Annotated in this window: 14 protein-coding genes; 6 read left to right on the top strand and 8 right to left on the bottom strand. The window is 37.0% G+C overall.

All coding sequences use genetic code 11. The annotated features are described in order from the left end of the window. Positions 1 to 28: 28 nt before the first annotated feature. From ACS8MM_RS13810 to ACS8MM_RS13790, 5 genes are all read right to left on the bottom strand, one after another. The gene (locus ACS8MM_RS13810) at positions 29 to 568 is read right to left on the bottom strand and encodes a hypothetical protein (RefSeq protein ID WP_379717925.1); all 540 of its coding nucleotides are present in this window, start codon (positions 566 to 568) and stop codon (positions 29 to 31) included. A gap of 15 nt (positions 569 to 583) precedes the next feature. Continuing rightward, complete coding sequence (gene sufD / locus ACS8MM_RS13805) at positions 584 to 1900, bottom strand: Fe-S cluster assembly protein SufD (protein WP_379717923.1); 1317 nt, start codon at positions 1898 to 1900, stop codon at positions 584 to 586. Between the two features lie 73 nt (positions 1901 to 1973). Beyond that, a complete protein-coding gene (gene sufC, locus ACS8MM_RS13800; protein ID WP_379717921.1) occupies positions 1974 to 2711 on the bottom strand; it encodes a Fe-S cluster assembly ATPase SufC in 738 nt (245 codons plus the stop codon). Between the two features lie 33 nt (positions 2712 to 2744). Beyond that, positions 2745 to 4193, bottom strand: coding sequence for a Fe-S cluster assembly protein SufB (sufB, locus tag ACS8MM_RS13795; RefSeq protein ID WP_379717919.1), 1449 nt, complete (start codon positions 4191 to 4193; stop codon positions 2745 to 2747). A 44-nt stretch (positions 4194 to 4237) separates the two neighbouring features. Continuing rightward, positions 4238 to 4567 (bottom strand): HesB/IscA family protein, encoded by a 330-nt coding sequence (locus ACS8MM_RS13790; RefSeq protein WP_379717917.1) that lies wholly within the window; start codon positions 4565 to 4567, stop codon positions 4238 to 4240. Positions 4568 to 4756: 189 nt separating this feature from the next. On the opposite strand from ACS8MM_RS13790, the gene ACS8MM_RS13785 reads away from it, so the two are divergent. After that, on the top strand, positions 4757 to 6013 hold the full coding sequence (locus tag ACS8MM_RS13785) for a hypothetical protein (RefSeq protein ID WP_379717915.1): 1257 nt from the start codon (positions 4757 to 4759) through the stop codon (positions 6011 to 6013). Between the two features lie 64 nt (positions 6014 to 6077). On the opposite strand, the gene ACS8MM_RS13780 is transcribed toward ACS8MM_RS13785, so the two are convergent. Then, positions 6078 to 6560 (bottom strand): hypothetical protein, encoded by a 483-nt coding sequence (locus tag ACS8MM_RS13780; RefSeq protein ID WP_379717913.1) that lies wholly within the window; start codon positions 6558 to 6560, stop codon positions 6078 to 6080. Positions 6561 to 6715: 155 nt separating this feature from the next. On the opposite strand from ACS8MM_RS13780, the gene ACS8MM_RS13775 reads away from it, so the two are divergent. Continuing rightward, positions 6716 to 7588, top strand: coding sequence for a CPBP family intramembrane glutamic endopeptidase (locus ACS8MM_RS13775; protein WP_379717911.1), 873 nt, complete (start codon positions 6716 to 6718; stop codon positions 7586 to 7588). 95 nt (positions 7589 to 7683) lie between these two features. Here the strand turns inward: ACS8MM_RS13775 and ACS8MM_RS13770 are convergent, their stop codons facing one another. After that, entirely contained in the window at positions 7684 to 8958 is a 1275-nt protein-coding gene (locus ACS8MM_RS13770; RefSeq protein WP_379717909.1) for an acetyl-CoA hydrolase/transferase family protein, read from the bottom strand. Positions 8959 to 9341: 383 nt separating this feature from the next. Here ACS8MM_RS13770 and ACS8MM_RS13765 point away from each other — a divergent pair, with 383 nt between their 5' ends. The 3 genes from ACS8MM_RS13765 to ACS8MM_RS13755 all read left to right on the top strand — a co-directional run bounded on the left by ACS8MM_RS13765 (position 9342) and on the right by ACS8MM_RS13755 (position 13800). Next, positions 9342 to 10202, top strand: a complete 861-nt coding sequence (locus tag ACS8MM_RS13765) for an MBL fold metallo-hydrolase (protein ID WP_379717907.1) — start codon at positions 9342 to 9344, stop codon at positions 10200 to 10202. Positions 10203 to 10265: 63 nt separating this feature from the next. Further along, positions 10266 to 11873: a S8 family peptidase gene (locus ACS8MM_RS13760; protein WP_379717905.1), complete on the top strand. Its 1608-nt coding sequence runs from the start codon at positions 10266 to 10268 to the stop codon at positions 11871 to 11873. Positions 11874 to 11931: 58 nt separating this feature from the next. Then, a complete protein-coding gene (locus ACS8MM_RS13755; protein ID WP_379717903.1) occupies positions 11932 to 13800 on the top strand; it encodes a M1 family metallopeptidase in 1869 nt (622 codons plus the stop codon). Positions 13801 to 13853: 53 nt separating this feature from the next. Here ACS8MM_RS13755 and ACS8MM_RS13750 read toward each other — a convergent pair whose 3' ends face one another. Further along, the gene (locus ACS8MM_RS13750) at positions 13854 to 14552 is read right to left on the bottom strand and encodes a S24 family peptidase (RefSeq protein ID WP_379717901.1); all 699 of its coding nucleotides are present in this window, start codon (positions 14550 to 14552) and stop codon (positions 13854 to 13856) included. Between the two features lie 256 nt (positions 14553 to 14808). Between ACS8MM_RS13750 and ACS8MM_RS13745 the strand changes: the two genes are divergently transcribed. Further along, the gene (locus ACS8MM_RS13745) at positions 14809 to 19476 is read left to right on the top strand and encodes a hypothetical protein (protein WP_379717899.1); all 4668 of its coding nucleotides are present in this window, start codon (positions 14809 to 14811) and stop codon (positions 19474 to 19476) included. Positions 19477 to 19489 lie beyond the last annotated feature (13 nt).

Raw genomic sequence — 19489 nt, 5'->3', positions numbered from 1 at the left:
TTTTTATTTTATATAGTTACACTATTTTTTATAAAAACGTAAGAGCTATGCCTAAATTAACTGTTGTTGCTCGAACTCCGTCAGGATACCTGAATCCATGATTGGCAACCTCAACGAAATAACTGAACATGTTTTCATCACCAATGGCATGTGCAATCGAATATTTACGCAAATAGCCGGCATATCTTTCGGTTCCAATCTGCATACTTCTACCATATCCAAAACCTAGAATGATTTTCCCATTCTCTGATACATCAAATGCAACTCGGCTATTAACATAAACCGGTATTATTCCAGTTCTATGTCTAAAATTACCTTCCACTCCGGAATGAACACCCAAAAATAGACTTCCTTCGTCATTATGAATTCCGACACCGCCTTTTAGTCCCAATCCGCCAAGCGTCAAAAATTGAACATCTCCGTTTTCATCTTCCATCAAAAAAGACGCAATTCCGGAAAGCTCTCCTTCATAATAAATATTTTCTTCAAAAAATTGTGCAGTAGCCGTTTGACTACCCATAAAAATCCACAATACGATTCCAAAAAGAACTTTACTAGTATTTTTCAAGGCAATTACAAGGTTTTATAGATCAAATCCCATTTTCACGCCTAATTTATCGGCAATGATTCGGGCAATTTTAGCTTTTAATTCAGGTATTTTGATACTCGCGGTTACTTCGCTGGTGAAGGCATACATTAATAACGCTTTGGCTTCTTTTTTAGGAATACCGCGTTGTTGCATGTAAAACATCGCACTGTCATCCAACTGACCTATAGTACAACCATGCGAACACTTCACATCATCTGCAAAAATTTCCAATTGTGGTTTTGCATTGATAGTCGCTTTATCACTTAATAAGATGTTGTTATTTTGTTGGAAAGCATCGGTTTTTTGCGCTTCCTTCTCCACATAAATTTTCCCATTGAAAACACCAGTCGATTGACCGTCTAAAATGGTTTTATAATTCTGGTGACTTTCGCAGTTCGGTTGTTCATGGTTAACCAAAGTATAATGATCCACGTGTTGTTTATCACCAATAATGGTAATTCCTTTCAACGTACTGTCAATTCGCTCACCGTGGTGGTAGAAATTCAGATTATTACGCGTGATATTACCCCCGAAAGAAAACGTGTGTACAGCCACTCGGCTTTCCTGTTTCTGTGAGATGTACGTATTATCAATTAGATTCGCTGTCTGCATATCATTCTGGATTTTGTAATAATCCACAATGGCACGCTTTTGCGCAAAAATTTCGGTTACTGAATTGGTCAATACAGGATTCGAATTCAAACTCTGATGACGCTCCACGATTTGCACGTGTGCATTTTCACCCACAATAATCAAATTACGCGGTTGTACCATCAGCGCAGCTTCATTACCCGTAGAAAAATAAATGATTTCGATAGGTTTATCAACCACTCTACTTTTCGGAATATTGACATACGCACCTTCAAATGCAAACGCCGTATTCAAAGAGGTCAAACTTTCTTCTTTATTGGCTATTTGATTGAAATACGTATCAATAATCATTTTGTATTTGGGCTTGGTCAATGCCGATGACATCAAACAAACATCCAAACCATCGTGTGTAGTAGAAGACAAGAAAGAACTGAATATTCCATCAATGAAAACTACTTTATAAGTATCTACGTCATTCAAGAAGTATTTTTTCACTTCCTTGAATTCGATCGCGTTCTCCTTCTTAGGGAAAATACTGAAGTCGTTCTTTAGAACTGAATTCAGTGAAGTATACTTCCAAGCTTCCTCTTTTTTTGTCGGAAACCCTTTTGATTCAAAGTTTTTTAAGGCTTCGGTACGGATATCGTGCAAATCGGTCACCACATCCACTTTCTCTTCGAAAGCCATAAAAGACGATATTAATTTTTCTTTTAAATCCATTTTCAATGTTTAGGGTTTATCGTTTACCGTTTAAATCACAAGACCTAAACTACAAACTAGTAAACCGTACCAATTATTTTAACCAATCGTATCCTTTTTCTTCTAACTCCAATGCCAATTCCTTGCCACCCGATTTGATGATTTTTCCATCCATCAAAACGTGAACAAAATCTGGAACAATATATTCCAATAATCTTTGATAGTGCGTAATGACAACTACTGCATTGTCTTCACTTTTCAATTTATTGACACCATTCGCCACGATACGTAAAGCATCGATATCCAAACCAGAATCGGTCTCATCAAGAATAGCCACTTTGGGTTCTAACATGGCCATTTGGAAAATTTCGTTACGTTTCTTTTCACCTCCAGAGAAACCTTCGTTCAACGAACGCGAAAGAAACTTTCTATCCATTTCCAATAATTCCGACTTCTCACGAATCATTTTCAACATTTCATTGGCTGGCATTTCTTCCAAACCATTCGCTTTACGCTTTTCGTTAATAGCGGTTTTGATAAAATTGGTTACCGAAACTCCTGGAATTTCAACAGGATATTGGAACGAAAGGAAAATACCTTTGTGTGCTCTTTCTTCTGGAGCCAACTCAGAAACATCTTCTCCATCCAACAGGATTTCTCCTTCAGATACTTCATAATTCTCATTTCCTGCAATGATTGAAGAAAGTGTAGACTTTCCGGCACCGTTAGGCCCCATAATCGCATGAATTTCTCCAGCTTTTACTTCAAGGTTAATTCCTTTTAATATTTCTTTATCCTCTACAGAGGCGTGCAAATTCTTTATCGTTAACATGATAGTACTATCTTAAAAATATATTTATAATGATTATCCTACTGATCCCTCCAATGAAATCTCTAATAATTTCTGGGCTTCCACTGCGAATTCCATCGGCAGCTTGTTCAATACTTCTTTACTGAAACCGTTCACAATCAAAGCGATTGCTTTTTCAGTCGGAATACCACGCTGGTTACAATAGAATACTTGGTCTTCTCCAATTTTTGAAGTAGTAGCTTCGTGCTCTATTTTAGCCGTTGAATTATTCGATTCGATATAAGGAAAAGTATGGGCACCACAATTGTTGCCCATTAATAACGAGTCACATTGTGAAAAGTTTCGCGCATTCTCTGCACGCGAGCTGATTTGCACCAATCCTCTATAACTATTTTGTGATTTTCCAGCAGAAATACCTTTGGAAATAATTGTAGACTTGGTGTTTTTACCCAAATGAATCATTTTAGTTCCCGTATCGGCTTGCTGGTAATTATTGGTAACTGCAATTGAATAGAACTCTCCTATTGAATTATCTCCTTTTAAGATACAAGATGGATACTTCCACGTTACTGCAGAACCGGTTTCTACCTGTGTCCAAGAAATTTTAGCATTCTTTTCGCATAAACCTCTTTTGGTTACGAAGTTGAAAACACCACCTTTTCCTTCTTTATTACCAGGATACCAGTTTTGTACCGTAGAATATTTGATTTCAGCATCATCCAAAGCAATTAGTTCTACTACTGCAGCATGCAACTGGTTTTCATCACGACTAGGTGCCGTACATCCTTCCAGATACGAAACATAACTGCCTTCATCAGCAATAACCAACGTTCTTTCAAACTGTCCAGTTCCACCTTGATTGATACGGAAATACGTAGACAATTCCATCGGGCATCGAACGCCTTTTGGAATATAACAGAACGATCCATCAGAGAATACAGCCGAATTCAAAGCCGCATAGAAATTGTCTTTTTGAGGAACAACACTTCCGATGTATTTTTGAACCAACTCCGGGTGCTCTTGAATGGCTTCCGAAATGGAACAGAAAATAATACCTTTTTCCGCTAATGTCTTTTTAAATGTTGTAGCAACCGAAACCGAATCCATTACGATATCTACCGCAACGCCAGCCAATTTCTTTTGCTCATCTATAGAAATACCTAACTTTTTGAAAGTTTCCAATAATTCTGGATCTACCTCATCAAGGCTCTCGTATTTGTCTTTTTTCTTGGGTGCCGAGTAATACGATACTGCCTGAAAATCAGGCTTCTCATAATGTACATTGGCCCATTCCGGCTCAATCATTTCTTCCCAAGCACGAAACGCTTCCAAACGCCAATCGGTCATCCATTCCGGTTCGTTTTTCTTTTTTGAAATCGCACGCACGATATCTTCGTTTAACCCTGGCGGAAACGTTTCTGATTCGATATCGGTATAAAAACCGTATTCGTATTCTTTATTTTCGAGTTCGACTTTTAAGTCGTCTTCTGTATACTTTGACATTTTTATTATTTAAAAAATTTTAAAAGCCAACTTTAGGCTTTCGACTAGAGCGAAAAACTCTCTCCACAACCGCACGTACGCTGTGCATTAGGATTATTGAAAACAAATCCCTTTCCGTTTAAACCGCCTGAATATTCTAAAATAGTTCCAGCTAAGTATAAAAATGATTTCTTTTCAACAGCAATTTTTACATTATTGTCTTCAAAAACCTTGTCACTTTCACCTATTTCCTTGTCAAATTTCAACTCATAAGACAAGCCTGAACAGCCTCCACTTTTAACTCCAACTCGCACATAGTCGTTTGTAGGGTCAAAACCATCGTCTTTCATCATGTCGACAATTTTCTTACTTGCTGATTCTGAAACTTTTATCATTGCTTATTTTGATTTTGTCTAAATTAAACTGTTTTAAACCGCAAAGATATAACATAAAAACCCTTTTTCATAATAAGTAACATTTTTATAACTAATTCCCTGATAAATAATCTTTATATTGAAAAATGTTTTGTGGGAAATTTCACGATTTATTATATTTGAGTGAAATCAAGCAAACAACTAAAAACCATGACTAAAAAACCACTATTAGTAATTGTAGCTTGTATGCTGCTAACCGGTTGTTCGACCGCTTTATTACTCGAAAAAAACCCAAAATCAAAAGCTGATTTTGACACCAAAAAACAACAAGCCATTGTGTTTTATAAACAAACAGAAGACACGTCCTTGGTAGCCAAACACGATGAAATACAAAAAAGATTTACGGCTCATTTTGCCAAAACGGAAGAACTCAAGGTGATCGTAACCAAAACAGACCAAGTGGTTAAATTTGCCAACACAAAAGAATACTACTTCCGAAATAAAAAAACCAGTCCGCCGATAGGTGTCTTATTATCCAACGGAAAAGACAAACCCATCCTAATCAAGAATCCATCACGGTACATCGAAGAATTCGAGAAATACTTCGAAATCCCTTTCAAAGATGCTGTCTATTACAAAGAACGAAAGGAAAAAATCAAAAAACTCAACAAACAGAAAGCGCAAGACATATTGGATGACAATTTCAGCATGAATGAAAAACTAGCCGCCAAAATCCAAAAACTCCCGTATTCTCTTTATGTACCAAAAGACAAATTCAATCCTAAAAAATGCAAAAGCGAAAAAGTGACCATTACAGTGTTCAAAGACGCTGCTAAAAAGAAAAAAACCGGCATTCAAATTATTGAACTCTACGACAAGAACAATCAAATCGTGAAACAGACCAAACTTGTCAACAAAGTCATAAAAGAAGAAACCAATTATTACCGCGATCAATTTAGCCTGATTGACAGTATCGTAAGTGTTGATGAAAAAGGAAATAAAACCAAAGAGATTTACAAATACACCAAAAATCAATTCGCTATAGTCTCAGTCGATAAAAAAGGAATCGTGTTATCCGCTCTTTACTATTTGGATTCCAAAACATCGCTTCCCAATAAAGGCGAACGGTATGATAGCGAAGGAGAAATGTCTGGTTTTCCAAAATCGTACAAATATGACGACAATGACCGCATCATCGAAGAAGACGAAGGTGTCTATAAAATTGTTTACGAATACAAAAATCCCACCGATCGTAAGTACTCCAACTACAAGAAAATTGAAAATAAATCAGTGGTACTAGAGCACATTATCACCACAAATAAAAAGAAACAAAAAGTTGAAATCCGAAGCGAAGGGAAAACCATCTCAAAAACCATTACCAAATCCCTCGCCTCGAAATGCAAAGAAACCAAAGCAGAATACAATAATGGCAAACTGACCAATTTTTACGAATACAGTTACCAGTAAAACAAAAAGCCCACAATAATTGTGGGCTTTTTAATTCAGAATACAACGAGTATCGCTGAATACTCTAAGGCTGGACAGCCAACTTAATGGTGCCAAGCAAAATCCTATTATCTTTCACTTTATACAAATCGCTACAAATCACCCATTTCCCATTGTTCTTAATCAATACCTTCGTATCACCTAGTTCAAACCAAGCTTCAAATTCAACATATTTAGCATTGATTGGACCCACTTTAACGAAATATTGATTGCCTTTATCAGTCTCTTCAATATGAACCTGACCATTAGACGTTATTAAATCAATGTCATTATGCCTAATCCTAGTCTTTTCAAACGCTTCGACAATAGTAAACAGAATTTTACTTTCTCCTATTTTAAGTTTTGGATTCGGTAGGTACTCAGGATACCAACTATGAAGTACCAATTTCGGTTTTTGGTATAATCGAATAGTTTCCTGTGCATAACTATTTACTACGCTCAAAAAAAGAGTAGCTGCTACTACAATGATGGTAGAAAAACTCCAATTACTATATGAAAATGTTCTCACAATCTAAACAGTTTAAATACCACTCAAAACTACAAAAAAATAAGTAGGACAGCCGAAATGGTTTTGTGCAACAGAAAATAAAAACAGTACTCAAATTGTAACAATTGTAGGGAATTTCATACCTACTTAGTAATCAATCAAAAATCATCATCATCATGAATCCATCAATCAAAAAAATCCTCCATTTTCCGCTCACGAAAATGGTACTCGGAATCGTTTTCTGTTTCGGAGTATTTGTAGTTGTCCAAAACTTCATTTCTAAACCTGTTTTGTATAGTATCTTCCCGGACAAGAACGTAGCCGATCCCATCATTCACACCATTTCCTTCTTTGTATTGCTGCTCTCCTACTATTATTTCTTCCGAATTATTGACAAAAGGGACATCACCGAATTATCGTTAAAAAATGTAACCCAGACAATAATAGGAAGTAGTATTCTGGGGTTTGGAGCCATTTCAATTACCATCTCAATTCTGTATCTATCTGGATACTATCAAGTATTCGGTATATCATTGGACTATTATTCCTGGAAATTGTTCGGAACATTGGTCATAGCCGCTCTAATCGAAGACCTCTTCCACAGAGCACTCATTGCCCGTATTATAGAAAACTGGTTGGGCACTAACATAGCAATTTTCGTCATAATGCTAATTGAAACCTCACACATGTTCAATCCCAATGCCAACATGTTCAGCCTCTTTGTTGATTTGGTATGGGGTTTCACCATGACAGTGTTGTTTGTCTATTCCAAAAAACTTTGGCTCCCTTTCTTTTTTCACTTCAGCTGGAATTTTGCACAAATCTTTTACGGCTCCAGTCTTACAGGACTAAATGATATGGGAAGAATAATCCTTTCCAAATTCACTGGTCCGGAAATCCTTAATGGTGGTGCAGTGGGTGTCGAAAATTCCATAGTTACCGCAACTACTCTACTGCTAATAGGCATCTATTTTTACCTTCGTGCTCAAAAAGAAGGGAAAATAATTCCGAGAAAACAAAAGAGTAGCGTAAAAGCGCAAACTGTTTAATTATATACTAAAAAAACAACCCGAGAAGTAGTAACTTCCCGGGTTTACAATCGGTATACACTAAAAAATAGTCAAAGTAATTCTCACTCAAAAAATTAGTGATTAAAACGCTCAAAAGCGGCTCGTTCCAACATTTCCCTATCTTCCGGATGAGATATTTCAATGAGTGCTTGAGCTCTTTGGCGCAAATTCTTACCATACAAATAAGCCGTCCCAAACTCGGTCACCACATAATGAATATGCCCACGGGTAGTTACAACTCCAGCGCCTTGCTTTAAAAACGGCACTATCCTTGGTAATCCTTTTTTTGTCCTAGAGGAGATTGCAATAATTGGTTTCCCTCCCTCCGAAAGTGCAGCACCTCGCATAAAATCCATCTGACCACCTATTCCACTGTATTGGTAACTTCCAATAGAATCTGCACAAACCTGACCCGTCAAATCAATCTCAATCGCCGAGTTGATAGCGACCATTTTTTTATTCATCATGATGTTAATCGGGTAATTCACCTGTTCCACATCCATAAAAGCAAAAGCTGGATTATCGTCAATGTAGTCGTATAGTTTTTGGGTGCCAAAAGCAAAACTGGTAATAGTTCTATTCAAATGAACGCCTTTGTACTTATTGTTCACTACGTCCTTTTGCATTAAATCTACAATCCCATTACTAATCATCTCCGTATGTACTCCAAGGTCTTTGTGATTTCCCAAACATTGCAACACCGCATCGGGTATAGTACCAATCCCCATCTGCAATGTCGAACGATCATCTATCAATTGAGCAACGTGACTTCCAATCAATAATTCTTCTTCTCCTACTTTGGCTCCATAATCAACTGTCAATAAGGGTTCGTCATGCCACACCATTTTGTCAATCCTACTGTAGTGTATCATTCCGTTACCATGTGTTCTTGGCATTTTGGGGTTTACCTGTGCAATGATTTTTTGAGCTGAATCAACCGCACTTCGTGCCACATCCACCGAAGTACCCAAAGTGCAGTACCCATGAGCATCTGGTGGTGAAACCGTAACCAAAGCAACGTCGATAGGAAGATGTCCATTCTTGAAAAGGATCGGTATTTCACTCAAAAATACTGGCACAAAATCACCACGTTCAGAATTCACCGCCTCACGCACTGGGGTAGAAACAAAAAGTGAATTGATATAAAAACTGTCCTTGTATTGTGGCTTGGCAATTTCAACGTTCCCTTGTTGTGTAATAGAAACAAACTCAACGTTCTTTAATCTACCCGATTGACGTGCCAGCTCATCCAAAAGCAAATTCGGCGTACAGGCACTACCATGTGAAAATATACGGTCGCCACTTTGAATAACACTGACGGCGTCTTCTACAGTTGTATAGTGGTTCATTTCAATGAATTTAAAAGTTAGTCTCTCAAATTTATGGATTTATACCCATACATTATATGACAAATGTTAACAAGGTCATTTTTTAATTGCATATGCCATATAACCCCATTTACAACTAATAAACAGTAAAATACCTCCATCAATAGTATTAAAATAAGTTAGAAATTTAGTTCAGATATAGAACTTTTTTTGCCCAACAACCTGCAATAATAGGGTTGAATTAATCTTTTATTAGAATTGAATGACCACTTGGTAACTATAAACCAAAAACGATAAACTCTTTAGATACTTAGAATATCAAAAACTTTACAACTTTCTAACTTTCAACTTACGCTTTCAACTTTCCAACTAATATCCTAAATTTGTGTACCATTATAAAAACTATGAAAATATATCCTATCGAAGCCGGTAACTTTAAATTGGACGGAGGTGCCATGTTTGGCGTTGTCCCAAAAACCATTTGGAGCAAAACCAATCCGGCCGACAACAACAACCTCATCGATATAGCCGCTCGCTGTATGCTTATCGAAGAAGGAAATCGCCTCATCCTGATCGATACTGGAATGGGCAACAAACAATCCGATAAATTCTTCGGCTATTATTCGCTTTGGGGAGATGACTCTCTAGACAAATCCCTTATTAAAAACGGTTTTCACCGCAATGATATCACCGATGTGTTCATGACGCACCTGCATTTCGACCATTGTGGTGGAAGTGTAGAATGGAACAAAGACCGCACGGGTTACCAAATCGCTTTTCCAAATGCAACTTTCTGGACTAATGATAACCATTGGGAATGGGCCACACAACCTAATGCGCGTGAAAAAGCCTCATTTCTTTCCGAAAATATTCTTCCCATGCAGGAAAGCGGCCAACTGAAGTTCATTGAACGCCCCAACAGTGATTTTGGAATTTCCAAAGAAATGGGTTTTGGAATTTTCTACGTTGATGGTCATACCGAAAAAATGATGATTCCGCATATCGAATACAAAGACAAAACGATTGTATTCATGGCCGATTTATTAGCCACAGCAGGACACTTACCATTGCCCTATGTTATGGGATACGATACCCGCCCCTTGTTGACAATGCCTGAAAAAGCTAAATTTCTTAATGCAGCGGCTGAAAACAATTACTATTTATGGCTCGAACATGATGCCCATAATCAAATCATTACCGTGGAACAAACCGAAAAAGGCGTGCGCCTAAAAGAAGTATTCCGCTGTGAGGATATATTAATCTAATGTTAAATTCATTACATTTACTCGAAAAATTCAGACTTTTATCAAAATTTTTAATTTCATATTATGAAAAACTTTAAACCTTTTTATATCTCCGGTTTATTTGCTTTAGCATTAGCAAGCTGTAGCGCTCCAAAAGCATTGGTTAGTATAGATCCTGCCAAGATTGATGCTATGCCATTGAAAACCACTAAAATGACCGAAAAACAAATGGAACGTTGGAGTCATTTGGACTTGGTTAAAGATACAGTGCCTGGTATGAGCGTAGATTTAGCCTATGATTTCTTAAAAGGTAAAAAAGCCAATAAAATTATCGTAGCAGTAGTAGACAGCGGTATCGATATCGAACATGAAGATTTAAAATCAAGCATCTGGGTAAATCCTAAAGAAATTGCAGGAAACAAAAAAGACGACGACAACAATGGTTATGTAGATGATATCAACGGATGGAACTTCCTTGGTGAGTCAGACAACGAACAATTGGAAATGACTCGTATCGTTAAAAAAGGAAATGATGGATCGGTACAGTATGAAAATGCTTTAGCGGAATTAAAATCCAAAGAAGCAGAGTTAGCACCTCAAAAACAACAATTGGATATGATACTTGCAGCAGAAGCCACTGTTGCAAAGCATTTAGGAAAAACCAATTTTACCCTAGCAGAAGTAAAGGCTATCAAAACTACGGATCAAGGTTTACTACAATCTCAAAATATTATAGCTCAGGTAATGGCTAACATAGGTGGTGATAAATCCAAATTTGACACCGAAATCAATAATTACAAAGAATACATCTACGACAATCTAAACTACAATTTGAATCTTGAATTCGACGGTAGAAAAGTGGTGGGTGACAACCCTAATGATATCAACGATACCAAATACGGAAACAACAACGTAATTGGCCCTAAAAAAGAAAGCGCAAAGCACGGTACACACGTAGCGGGTATCATTGCGCAAGTTCGCAATAACAATAAAGGTGGCGATGGAGTAGCAACCGATGTGGTAAAAATCATGTCATGCCGTGCCGTACCAAATGGTGACGAGTATGATAAAGACATTGCTTTAGCTATTCGCTATGCAGTAGATAACGGTGCTAAAGTAATCAACGGAAGTTTTGGAAAAAGCTACTCACCAAACAAACAATGGGTAATTGATGCCATCAAATATGCTGCTTCTAAAGACGTTTTATTTGTTCATGCCGCAGGAAATGACGCTAAAGACATTGATCTAGCGCCTAACTTCCCTAATGATGCAGAAGGTAAGAACCCGGAATACGCAGACAATGTTTTAACAATTGGTGCATTAAACTACGAATACGGTTCTTCTCAAATGGCCGATTTCTCTAACTACGGTAAAGAAAATGTAGACATTTTCGCACCAGGTGTTAAAATCTATGCTACAACGCCAAACAGTACTTATGAATATTTACAAGGAACTTCTATGGCTTCCCCGAATGTAGCTGGTGTAGCGGCTTTAATCCGTGCGTACTACCCTTCACTTACAGCTTCACAAGTGAAACATATCATCATGGATTCAGGAACGCCTTTGAACAATACTTTTACTCTGGCTGGCGAAAAAGGAGAACAAACTACTTTTCCTAAAATCAGTAAAACAGGTAAAATCGTAAATGCATTAAGCGCTTTACAAATGGCCGATAAAATGGCAAAAAAATAACAACAGATTTTTTAATATTTGGGAAGGGTCTAGTCCCTTCCTTTTTATTTCAATAGATATGAAACAATTCTTTTTATTACTACTTCCTTTAGGAGTTTTTGCCCAAAACAATCCCAATCCAGGTTATTGGCAACAAAATGCCGATTATAAAATGGAAGTCACTATGGATGTGAAAACTTACCAATACAAAGGAATACAATCTTTAGCGTACACTAACAATTCTCCGGATACTTTAAAAAGAGTGTACTTTCATCTTTACAACAATGCTTTTCAACCGAATAGCCCAATGGACGCGCGCTTAAAATCGATTAAAGATCCGGACGGCCGAATGGTGAACCGCGTAAAAGTGGGCGACAAAGAAACCAAAGAAAGCCGCATCGCTTCATTAAAACCAAACGAAATAGGTTATTTATATGTAACCAATTTAAAACAAGATGGTGTCGCTGTTGCCAATAAAAGAGTGAGTACCATCTTGGAGGTAACTTTAGCGCAACCCCTGTTGCCAAAAGCAACCACAACTTTTTCTATGGATTTTGAGGGACAAGTTCCAATTCAAATTCGCCGTTCAGGAAGAAACAATAAAGAAGGTATCGAATTATCAATGTCACAATGGTATCCCAAAATGGCAGAGTACGATATCGACGGATGGCAGGCCGACCCATACATCGCCCGTGAATTTCATGGTGTGTGGGGCAATTTTGATGTTAAAATCACTATTGACAAAAATTACATCTTAGGCGGAACCGGTTATCTTCAAAACGGAAATCAAATTGGTTACAACTACCAAGATGAAGGAGTTAAAGTGGCTATCCCTAAAAAGCAAAAGACCTTAACTTGGCATTTTTTAGCTCCTAAAGTACATGATTTTACTTGGGCAGCCGATAAAGACTACATCCATGATGTATACAAAACCAATTTTGGAACCACTCTTCATTTCTTGTACCAAAACGATTCGTCTATAATCGAAAACTGGAAAAAACTGCAACCAAAAACTGCCCAGTTAATGGAAATTTACAACAGAACTGTCGGAAAATATCCTTACCAGCAATATTCTGTAATTCAAGGCGGTGATGGCGGTATGGAATATGCCATGTGTACACTAATCTTAGGTACTGGCGAATTTGAAGGCTTACTAGGCGTTACCGCACACGAAATGGCACACTCATGGTTCCAACATGTATTGGCTACTAATGAAGCCAAACACAGCTGGATGGACGAAGGTTTTACTACTTGGCTGGAAAACTATGGATTGAATGAAATTGCCGATAAAAAAGTAGACAATCCTCATGCCGATTCGTATGCCAATTACCTCAACATGGTCAAATCAGGTAAAGAACAACCGCAAACTACGCATGCCGATCGTTACGATGAGAATCGCCCTTATAGCATTCAAGCTTATAGCAAAGGAAATTTATTCTTAACGCAGTTAGAATATTTAATCGGTACCGAAAACTTTAACAAAACATTGAAGCGTTACTTCCAAGAATACAAATTCACGCATCCAACGCCTAATGATATCAGGAATACTGCAGAAAGAGTTTCAGGTGCAAATTTAGACTGGTTTTTAACCGATTGGACCAAAACTACAAATACAATAGATTACGGCTTTAAAAGCGTCTATTCTGAAGCCAATACCACAAAAGTGATTTTGGAAAGAATCGGTCGAACACCTATGCCACTCGATATTGTAGTGGTATATACTGACGGCACAATGGAAAGTTTTTACGTTCCAAATACATTAATGCGATGGAGTAAAGACAATCCATTCCCAAAAATCAAACGAACTGTGCTAGAAGGATGGGATTGGGCTTATCCAACCTATGAACTTATCATCAATCAAAACAAGGAAAACATTAAAACCATTTTAATTGATCCTATAGAAATCATGGCCGATGTGAATCGAGCAAATAATACCTACAAAAAATAAAAAAAAGCGAACCAATTGGTTCGCTTTTTTTTATTAGATACTAAACAACGTATTTAGTTCATCGAATTTATTCTTATACTTGCTTTCACCAAAGCCAAAGCTCTAATCTTAGACATATGGACATCTTTATCTTGATGATGCTTGTTCTGGCTTACCAATTTCACATATCCGTCCTGTTCTGATTTTTGAATGTATTTTACTGTAACATACTCTTCACCTCCCATATCGATACTCAACAAGTACATTTCGCCCCAGAAAATCTCATTCTGCACATCATTTACTTGTTTGTACAAAACAATATCGCCACTTTTCAACAACGGATACATACTGTCACCAGTCACATAAACGGCTCCATCGCATTTTGGCAAATGCGGAATCGAAATATGATCCAAAGGTTCTTGTGCTTTGGAATCTTTAAACAATGGTACTAAACCAGCAACAGCCTCAATATCATACAATGGAATTTGTTGACTTTCCATGTCGTGATCAGTCTTTAGTCGGTACGTATCCATACTTGCAGTGGAGGTCGGAGCAGTATCCGAAACCAACATCTCACCTTCACCAGTCAATAACCAAGTAGGATTCAAATCAGTATACTTTGTAAGAATATTTTCCAACATATTGGAACCAATACTCTTCCCTTCTTTTACCGCTTTAGAAATACTTCCCCTACCAGCATCTAAACTGTTTTCAAAGGCATAATAGCTAATTCCTTTCGCATCTAAATATTGCCCTAAACGTTCTGAAACCATGATAATCAAATTTATAAGGCCAAAAGTATGAATATTTTCTTTATATACAAGCTTTATTTCTAACAAAATCAAAACATTGTGAAATAATTCATCTTTTAAAAGAATATTTTCTTCTTTTCATTTGCATATTAGATTATATTCTTATATATTTGCATTGTAATTATTCCGAAAGACATTTTTGCAAGAATATATTCTTCTATTGATGCAGATGCGCAACTCATCAATACCAAAAAATCATTTATACAAAAACATTTTTATGAGTACAAACAATTCACAAACATTATTCAGATTTACAAGCATTCGTAACCCACAGTTACCTGCATCTGACACACAAACCAATTTAGGCTTTATTTATAGACCATCCGGAATTTCTGGAATTTTCGATGACGCATTGGGCGATTGGAACGGGAAAAACGGTACAAAAATAGAATTCTTAGAAAAAGCCGCCAAAAGTATTCAAGCAGCTCCACCTTCAATTCTTGAATTCAAACAATTGAAAACCGTTGAGGAAATCAAAGCTATCTATGCTAATTATTTAGCAATCGGAGAAAGTCTTGCTCAAAACAAAACCATCAATCTAGAGGATGCATTGTTAGTTGATAATGCAATAGAACTAAGCAGAATACCGGCTCAAGTAGATCCTATTGAAAACTTATGGAGCAATCTAGTGTTCCAGATGCTCACTCAGGCTGATTTTTACGTAAAAGAAGCTATCATTCAGACACTAAAAGGAATTCATTATGCAGATAATCATACAGAATCCAATGAGGAGATTCTAAAAAACGCAAAAGTGGTATTACCTGCACATTTATTTCTAGATGATGTAAATCCAATTGCTTCAGGTGAAACGCTAAACAACACTTTGCAAATACTTCCTGAAAATTTGGAAGATTCTATCCCGGCATTAACGGAATACACAACTTTAGAAAAACCAACATCAAAGCAAGATAGAAAAATGATGGAGGTGGCTGCTGCTGAGTATACCAAAAAAAGATTAGAAGCACTAAAAAGTGAGATGGACAAACTTTCTAAAAACTATAAGGAAAGTTATGCGGCAGCTTATGAAACCGCACAAAGAGAACATCAAGCGGCCATCAAACCCATTCTAGATCTATATGAATCGAAACTCTTAGAATTAGAAGCCACTTTCACTGAAGATGTTAGTGAAGCAAAAAGGGACTTAGAGAGAAGTAGAATTGAGAAACCTGTTATTCCAGAATTCGTATTCAACTACCAACAGGAAATCGATCTTGCCGAATTACAAATACGATTATCTGAATCATCAAGAGAGTTATTCGAAACACTCTTCGTAGAAGGTCCTAGTATAAGACCTAGTGATGATATCATAACTGAAATGCGTTTTATCGACGAATTACCAACAGTAAGGACTGAATTTCAAACATATAGTGCCATTGAAAACTATCTAGGCGAAAAAATTACAGATTCAGCGAACAGCATTTTCACCAATAGCACAATGGAGAAAGAGGAATTCATGAGTCTAGGCGGTGTAATCGTTCCAGTAGTAAACAGTGGAAGCGCTTTACCCAATTTTACTTGTAAATTAACTCCAAGAAGAACCCTTTTACTAGCTGACATAGATAGAGCCGATGGGTTAACACAAAATTTAGTTGATTCGCCAATTTCAACTACAGCAAAATATAACTTTAGCTTGTCTATAGAAATCGCTGATCCAAATTATCAAATTGCCAGCATTGAGTATGAAGCAAAAGAATTAATAACAACTCATACCGGAACCAGCTATACTGAAATGATAAGTGGAACTACACATAACCTGAATAATTTATTCGGTCAAGGTTTCACTTCTGCTGAGTTACGTGCTTTGAAGACGGTTTCTGCTGTTATCCGTTTTGAAAATGGTCAAGTAGCAAGGGTGGCTTTCAACCCAACAAGCTTAAGCTTTCTGGTAGGAACTACTTATCAAAACACTTTGGTATTCGACATCTTAGATACGGGAGGAAATTCAACCCCAATTTTAGTTCCACTTCAATATACTTTGTGTCCTGTAAATGTATCGCAAGGCACGCATAAATTGGAATTGACGTTAAACATGCCTGATCCAAATTGGGAAGTAACATCTATGACCTATACCCTATCTAAACCCAACAGTATAGCTATGATAGATGATTATTATGTGTTGACTAAATCTGGTAACCAATTACTCTTCAAAGATTTATTTGGAACAGGACTACCGGACACATCACTTATCAATGGAATTGTAAATTTCTCTATTGTATTTAATAACGGTAAAAAAATTACTTTTAAAACGGCTACGATCAATTTAAATGCTTGTATTAACGGAAATTTTATAGTGATTGACAACCCTGGTAGCGGATCTTCAGGTTCCGGAACAACTTCGGGCACAGGTAACACTGCAACTACACCTAAAAGCTTCATTCCTAAAGGATTTGGAATAAAGAGATTGGGTATTGCTGATTATCTTAAAGTAGAACAAAGTATCCAAGGGTATGTTGAAGGTGAAGTAGCACATATTGAAAATGTCATGGCTAGGGAACGCAGAGAAAAATCAACGCGTAAAACTACAAAAAGCGAAATTTCATCATTAGAATCTACAGATACCGAAAAAGAACAATTACGAGATACGGCTTCTACAGACAGATTTGAAATGCAATCTGAAATTGCTAAAGCGATACAACAAACGAAAGACATGAATATTTCGGCTCATGTTGACGGTTCGTATGGCCCAATTAGCTTTGGTGTTGCCGGAAGTTATGCTACACATTCTTCTAAAGAAGAAAACACCAAACAAGCGCTAACGCAAGCGAAAGAAGTAACACAAAAAGCGTCTGATAAAATCGTAACTAAAGTTCACAAAGAGCGAACAGAAAAAATGATCGACGAATTTGAAGAGAATAATCTTCATGAATTCGACAACAGAAAAGGAGACAAACACGTCGTGGGTGTTTATCGATGGGTAGATAAAGTATTCAAAAACCAAATTTACAATTTCGGGAAACGCATGATGTTTGAATTCATGATTCCAGAACCCGCTAAATTACACAAACTGGGCATGGAGGTTTCACAAAAAGACAGTAAATCGTTCTTGGTTAAACCAGTCGATCCACGTACTGAAGGATTATTCCGCTTGAACGATTATACAGATGTTTCTGATCCGAACAAATTAAAACATTGGCTGAAAGAGTACAATGTTAAAATTGAAGATATGTTGGAAAATAACATTACTGTTGGTGCTTCAATGAAAATGAAGTACGAAGGGAAATCCATCGGTAATTATGAAGGAAACTCAGATAAAATTGAAGTCGAAATCCCAAAAGGGTATAAAGTAAAAAAAGCGGTAGGAAACGTATTTGCTGCAAAAGATTATGATGCTGCAGTTTTCAGTGGTGTGAATGTTACTCTGGGAGCCAAAAGTTATATGATTGCTCCGAAAAGTCACTATGCGGTTACGCAAACCACACACGGTTGGTGGATATTCAGTCATACGCACTATAATGTAATTTATTATACGGATGGAAATGTTCAAATGACATTTGAAAATGTTGATTCAACCAATTATAACACTACGTTCCCAGTATCGTATACAATGTCGAATTTCTTCGATGGAAATTTAAATATTGAATTGTACTGTGAATTAACACCAGAAGGAAAAATCCAAGAACAACAACGTATTTTCAATTTAATCATTGAAGGATATGAAAAAGCATTGGCAAAATACGAACAAAAAGTAGCCGCTGAAGAAGCTAAAGGAGTTCGAATTTCAGGCGAAAATCCAGGTTTTTACCGCCAAATTGAAAACATGGTTTTACGAAAAAACTGTATTTCTTACTTGATTTCTCAAAATCAAAATGACGATTTGACCTTTGGAAAAGACCATTATTACAACCAGAACAATCAATTGGTGGAAAGTTTTACCGGAACCGATATTAAAGTAACCGACAAATTGGATCAATATGCTGAATTGGTAAAATTCATGGAACAAGCCTTTGAGTGGAACATCATGAGCTACTTCTTCTATCCTTATTATTGGGGTAACAGAAACAATTGGTCCAAAATGTATCTAAATGACAACAATGATCCAATTTTCCGTTCCTTTTTACAAAGTGGAATGGCTAGAGTAATTGTAACCGTAAAACCTGGTTTCGAAAATGCTGTACAATTTTACTTAGCTACGGGTAAATTATGGAATGGTGGTGAAGTTCCGGTAATTGGCGATCCAATGTACTTGTCTATTGTTGATGAATTACGTGAACCGGAAGGACAAAAACAAGGAAAAGCGTGGCCAACGAGAATCCCAACTACGCTGACAATTTTACAAGCGGAAAGTATCGGATTGAAAGTGGATAAGGCATTGCCGTTCAATGAAGATTTATCTGATTTTGAGAACCCGGCAGCAGTACCTCAAGGTAGTAATTTCATTCTGAATGACGCTCAAATCGGTCAAAGCGAGGAAATGACCGGAAAGAAAATACAGTTTGCTTTCAAAGGATGGGATAGTTACCAGACCATAGAAGAATTCGACGCTGATGTGTCCTTCCCTATAGTTTATGAATGTATGGGTGAAACGATTGAAGTAGATCGCGATGCAGCCTGGTTATCAAGTAGCTCTTCTCAGGTAATTTATCAGGAATTGGCAGAACAGCTTTCCGGTATAGATGGTGTAAAGGCAGATGCCTTGCCGGAAAACCAAAACGGTATTTTATTCACTGTTGATACCGATAAAATCAAAACTTTCCAATTCCGAAAACCTGGAGGTAATGATGCTTTCGATTTCTTAAAGATTGTGACCGATGGCAAAAGCTATGTGAAATTAATCTCACCGAACGATACACAGTACATTAACGTGAGATTGACAGACAAATTCGGACAACATTTAGTGGCAAACGAAATCAACAAACCTTTGAACTTCAACCGTTTTGCAGTTTAATTCTAACAAAAAT

Source organism: Flavobacterium sp. MAHUQ-57 (assembly GCF_051908335.1).
GTDB lineage: Bacteria > Bacteroidota > Bacteroidia > Flavobacteriales > Flavobacteriaceae > Flavobacterium.
This window is presented reverse-complemented; position numbering and strand designations above follow the sequence as displayed.

Excerpts from the sequence above, each read along its gene's own strand:
- sufC (WP_379717921.1), bottom strand. The coding sequence starts at position 2,711 with ATGTTAACGATAAAGAATTTGCACGCCTCTGTAGAGGATAAAGAAATA.
- ACS8MM_RS13750 (WP_379717901.1), bottom strand. The coding sequence starts at position 14,552 with ATGGTTTCAGAACGTTTAGGGCAATATTTAGATGCGAAAGGAATTAGC.
- ACS8MM_RS13790 (WP_379717917.1), bottom strand. The coding sequence starts at position 4,567 with ATGATAAAAGTTTCAGAATCAGCAAGTAAGAAAATTGTCGACATGATG.
- ACS8MM_RS13755 (WP_379717903.1), top strand. The coding sequence starts at position 11,932 with ATGAAACAATTCTTTTTATTACTACTTCCTTTAGGAGTTTTTGCCCAA.
- ACS8MM_RS13745 (WP_379717899.1), top strand. The coding sequence starts at position 14,809 with ATGAGTACAAACAATTCACAAACATTATTCAGATTTACAAGCATTCGT.
- ACS8MM_RS13770 (WP_379717909.1), bottom strand. The coding sequence starts at position 8,958 with ATGAACCACTATACAACTGTAGAAGACGCCGTCAGTGTTATTCAAAGT.
- ACS8MM_RS13785 (WP_379717915.1), top strand. The coding sequence starts at position 4,757 with ATGACTAAAAAACCACTATTAGTAATTGTAGCTTGTATGCTGCTAACC.
- ACS8MM_RS13765 (WP_379717907.1), top strand. The coding sequence starts at position 9,342 with ATGAAAATATATCCTATCGAAGCCGGTAACTTTAAATTGGACGGAGGT.
- ACS8MM_RS13775 (WP_379717911.1), top strand. The coding sequence starts at position 6,716 with ATGAATCCATCAATCAAAAAAATCCTCCATTTTCCGCTCACGAAAATG.
- sufD (WP_379717923.1), bottom strand. The coding sequence starts at position 1,900 with ATGGATTTAAAAGAAAAATTAATATCGTCTTTTATGGCTTTCGAAGAG.
- ACS8MM_RS13760 (WP_379717905.1), top strand. The coding sequence starts at position 10,266 with ATGAAAAACTTTAAACCTTTTTATATCTCCGGTTTATTTGCTTTAGCA.
- sufB (WP_379717919.1), bottom strand. The coding sequence starts at position 4,193 with ATGTCAAAGTATACAGAAGACGACTTAAAAGTCGAACTCGAAAATAAA.